Origin of the sequence: Bacillus sp. SIMBA_074 (assembly GCF_046534555.1) — a bacterium.
Classification (GTDB): Bacteria; Bacillota; Bacilli; order Bacillales; family Bacillaceae_G; genus Bacillus_A; species Bacillus_A mycoides.
Map to the genome: position 1 here is coordinate 1 of NZ_JAWRYM010000587.1, position 269 is coordinate 269.

Genomic DNA, 269 nt, shown 5'->3' on the forward strand with positions numbered 1-269 from the left:
CGTCACCGCGCTCTATTTCGCACTGGTGTTGGCCGCGGTACCTATCAGAATATTTGAAGGTTTCCGCCTTTGCTATGCAGAGAGGAAGGGAATAGTTGCTGGGTACTGCGACTACTCGTGGAAAAGAAAGATTTTTGCATTTCTGGTTGCGATCTTGTTTTTATCTGGGAGTGTGTTTCTTTTGATTTTTCATGGTCAATATTTTGACTGGAATTTTGTGTCTGTCGGAAAGTCGAGATTCTGGCTTGGAATGGTCGGGCCATTGTTTG

The 269-nt window shown here is 44.6% G+C and carries 1 protein-coding gene; it reads left to right on the forward strand.

The features are described 5' to 3' along the window. Positions 1-269: hypothetical protein (locus SB773_RS32085; protein WP_410594387.1), on the forward strand; the 269-nt coding region annotated here is incomplete at both ends.